This window comes from Bradyrhizobium sp. S69, from assembly GCF_009766005.1.
Lineage (GTDB): Bacteria > Pseudomonadota > Alphaproteobacteria > Rhizobiales > Xanthobacteraceae > Bradyrhizobium.
Genome location: NZ_LMUK01000022.1, coordinates 1 through 2739 on the forward strand (window position 1 = coordinate 1; position 2739 = coordinate 2739).

The following is a 2739-nucleotide window of genomic DNA, read 5'->3' on the forward strand; positions in this document are numbered from 1 at the left end:
CATGCGCAACGGGCAATCCTGGTTCGACCCCAAGCGCGTCAAGGTGCGCTCTTTTCCGGTCGCGGTCGAAAGTGGCCAGGAACTTGCGCAAGAACTTGCGCAAGAGCTCGCCGAAGGAATGGCCAAAGGCCCCTATGTGGCCGAAACCTTTCCGGTGCATATCGAGGACAGCTACGTCATCGTCGAGACCTGAGCGGCGCTTCCAAAGGATATTAGTGCAGCACGCGTGCGACGGCGGTGTCCTACAACTATTGGTGAAAGATTCGGTGAAATGTAGTATGTTAGCGAATCTCCCGCTGACGAGTTTTCGAGCATGGATTTAAGAAAGATATTTTTCGCTTACCCGGCGGCACTCATAGAGGTGAAGCAAGCCATTAGCGGAGCAGGACGCCTGGTTGCCACTCGAGGCAATAACGTAGAATTGCATCTCTGGGTCGAGAACGACATCGCTGGTCGACCGCTAACCGATCCTATTTTTCAACAGATAAATCAATGTGACATTCTATTTGCGGACGTAACAGCCCTTAATTTCAACGTTACGTTTGAAATCGGCTACGCAATTGGCCTTGGGAAACGGGTGCACATTACGCGTAATAGTAACTTCCGCCGAGAAGTGGAGCTAATAGATAGAATCGGAATATTCGATACTCTGGGTTTTGAACCGTATTCAAATGAGGAGGATCTCGCGGGGCTTTTGCTTAATGCCAGCGACGAGGGAGCGATTAGATTAACTTCGGCTATTAACGTCAAAGCTCCGATTTATGTTCTGAATACGCCGACCATGGGTCAGGCGATGCTGGGGATTGTTTCACGCGTCAAGAAGGCTAGGCTGGGTTTTAGAAACTTTTTTCCCCAGGAAGAGCCGCGTTTGTCCGCCATCAAGGCCGTTGACGATATTGCGGCTTCCTTGGGTGTGGTTGTCCCGCTGCTATCAAAGGACTTTGCTGACGCTGACCTCCACAACATTCGTGCCGCATTTGTTGCCGGCGTAGCTCTCGCGATGGGAAAAGCGACGGTGATCCTGCAACCGTCGAATGGGCCCGCTCCGCTAGACGTTCGCGATATCGTAAAAACATACACGCGAGCAGAAGACATCGCCGACCAAATAGGTGAATTGGCTCTCGATGTTACAGAAAGGCTACAAGCAGTCGAGCCGCTACCCATTCCCGCGGGAAATTTCCTTGCTCAACTTTCTCTTGGTGATCCCATCGCCGAGAACGAATTTCAGACTCTTGCAAAGTACTTCTTGCGCACGGACGAGTTTGGTCGTGCCTCGCGTGGCGAAGTGAATTTAGTTGTCGGTCGAAAAGGCGCTGGTAAGACAGCTTTGTTCTCTCAGCTGCGGAACGAGAAGAGAGCGAACTCTCAAAACATTGTAGTTGATTTGAAACCTGAGGGTTATCAACTCATCAGGCTCAAGGAGGATGTTCTAGTTTTTCTCGCTGAAGGCGCCAAAACGCACCTGATTACAGCATTTTTCGAGTATGTTTTGTATTTGGAGATTTGCTACAAGGTACTTGAAAAAGATAAGGAGCGGCACACTCGCGATGGGCGGCTGTACAAACCTTACCGCCGACTTTTGGATGCATATAGTGCGGGAGACGCCGGTGAGGGCGATTTCTCTGAGCGGTTGCTGGCGTTATCGAGGGAATTGGCGGCAAAATTTCAAAAAGGCTTTGGGACGGGAAAAGATCAGCGATTAACGGCTCAACAAGTAACTGAACTGATTTACAAGCACAATATCCGCGAAATTCGAGATGCGCTTTCTTCTTACTTGAAATTCAAAAATGCAGTGTGGGTTCTTTTCGACAATCTCGATAAGGGTTGGTCGTCGCACGGAATAACAGGTAACGATACTCTAATTCTTCGCAGTTTAATCGATGCAGCACGGAAAATTCAAAGAGAAGTGCAAAGGGATGGTCACGACTTTCATTGCGTAGTTTTCGTACGCAATGATGTGTATCAACTTCTAGTGGAGACATCCGCCGATTATGGGAAGGAGAGTCGGGCCACGCTGGATTGGACCGATTCTGATCTTCTCAGAGAATTGGTTAGAAGAAGAATGATTCAGAACGGTCTCCCAGAGGATACTGCGTTCGAGCGGGTCTGGGCGCAGGTTTGCATAAGTCAATATAGTGGTGAGGAAACGTCGCAATACTTAATCGATCGATCGCTTATGCGACCGCGCAATCTATTGAAAATGTTGGCGCATTGCCGAGGGTTTGCTGTTAATCTCGGAAGAGAGCGAATTGAGCAGGCGGACCTTGAGAAAGGTCTGAAAGCATACTCGCTGGATCTTATTACAGAAGCGGATCAAGAGTTAACCGACATCATTGGGAGTGATACCGCGCTTTTGTATCATTTCATTGGCGAAGGCGATCGTTTTGATCGGTCGCGCTTGGGTGCGATTTTAAAGGGAGCAGACATCCTGGCAGAGAGTATCGGCTCGGTCATTGAGTTCCTGCTCTACTACGGCTTTCTGGGGATCAAGGTTGGGAGCGAAAACTCTCGCTATATATTTGACGTTGGCTATGACATGAAACTGCTAAAGGTCTTGATTTCCAAGCATGAGCAGTCGCTGATCTACGTCTTAAATCCAGCGTTTTTTCCAGCGCTTAACCTATAGCACTTTGGCTGGCGTCTCGCTCCCGGGCCGGCGAAATGCTGCGCTGTCCCTGGCATGGCTGGGAATTCGACATGCGCAACGGGCAATCCTGGTTCGACCCCAAGCGCGTCAAG

At 49.7% G+C, this 2739-nt stretch carries 1 protein-coding gene and 2 pseudogenes; all 3 read left to right on the forward strand.

What is annotated here, in order from left to right; genetic code table 11:
* Window positions 1-193: pseudogene (locus GSQ88_RS07265) on the forward strand (hypothetical protein); the annotation flags it as partial.
* Window positions 194-313: 120 nt separating this feature from the next.
* On the forward strand, window positions 314-2626 hold the full coding sequence (locus GSQ88_RS07270; protein WP_159006710.1) for a P-loop ATPase, Sll1717 family: 2313 nt from the start codon (window positions 314-316) through the stop codon (window positions 2624-2626).
* Between the two features lie 17 nt (window positions 2627-2643).
* Window positions 2644-2739 (forward strand): annotated as a pseudogene (locus tag GSQ88_RS07275) (Rieske 2Fe-2S domain-containing protein); the annotation flags it as partial.

Bases quoted from the DNA above. Each gene is read 5' to 3' on its own strand.
- GSQ88_RS07270 (WP_159006710.1), top strand. From the start codon at position 314: ATGGATTTAAGAAAGATATTTTTCGCTTACCCGGCGGCACTCATAGAG.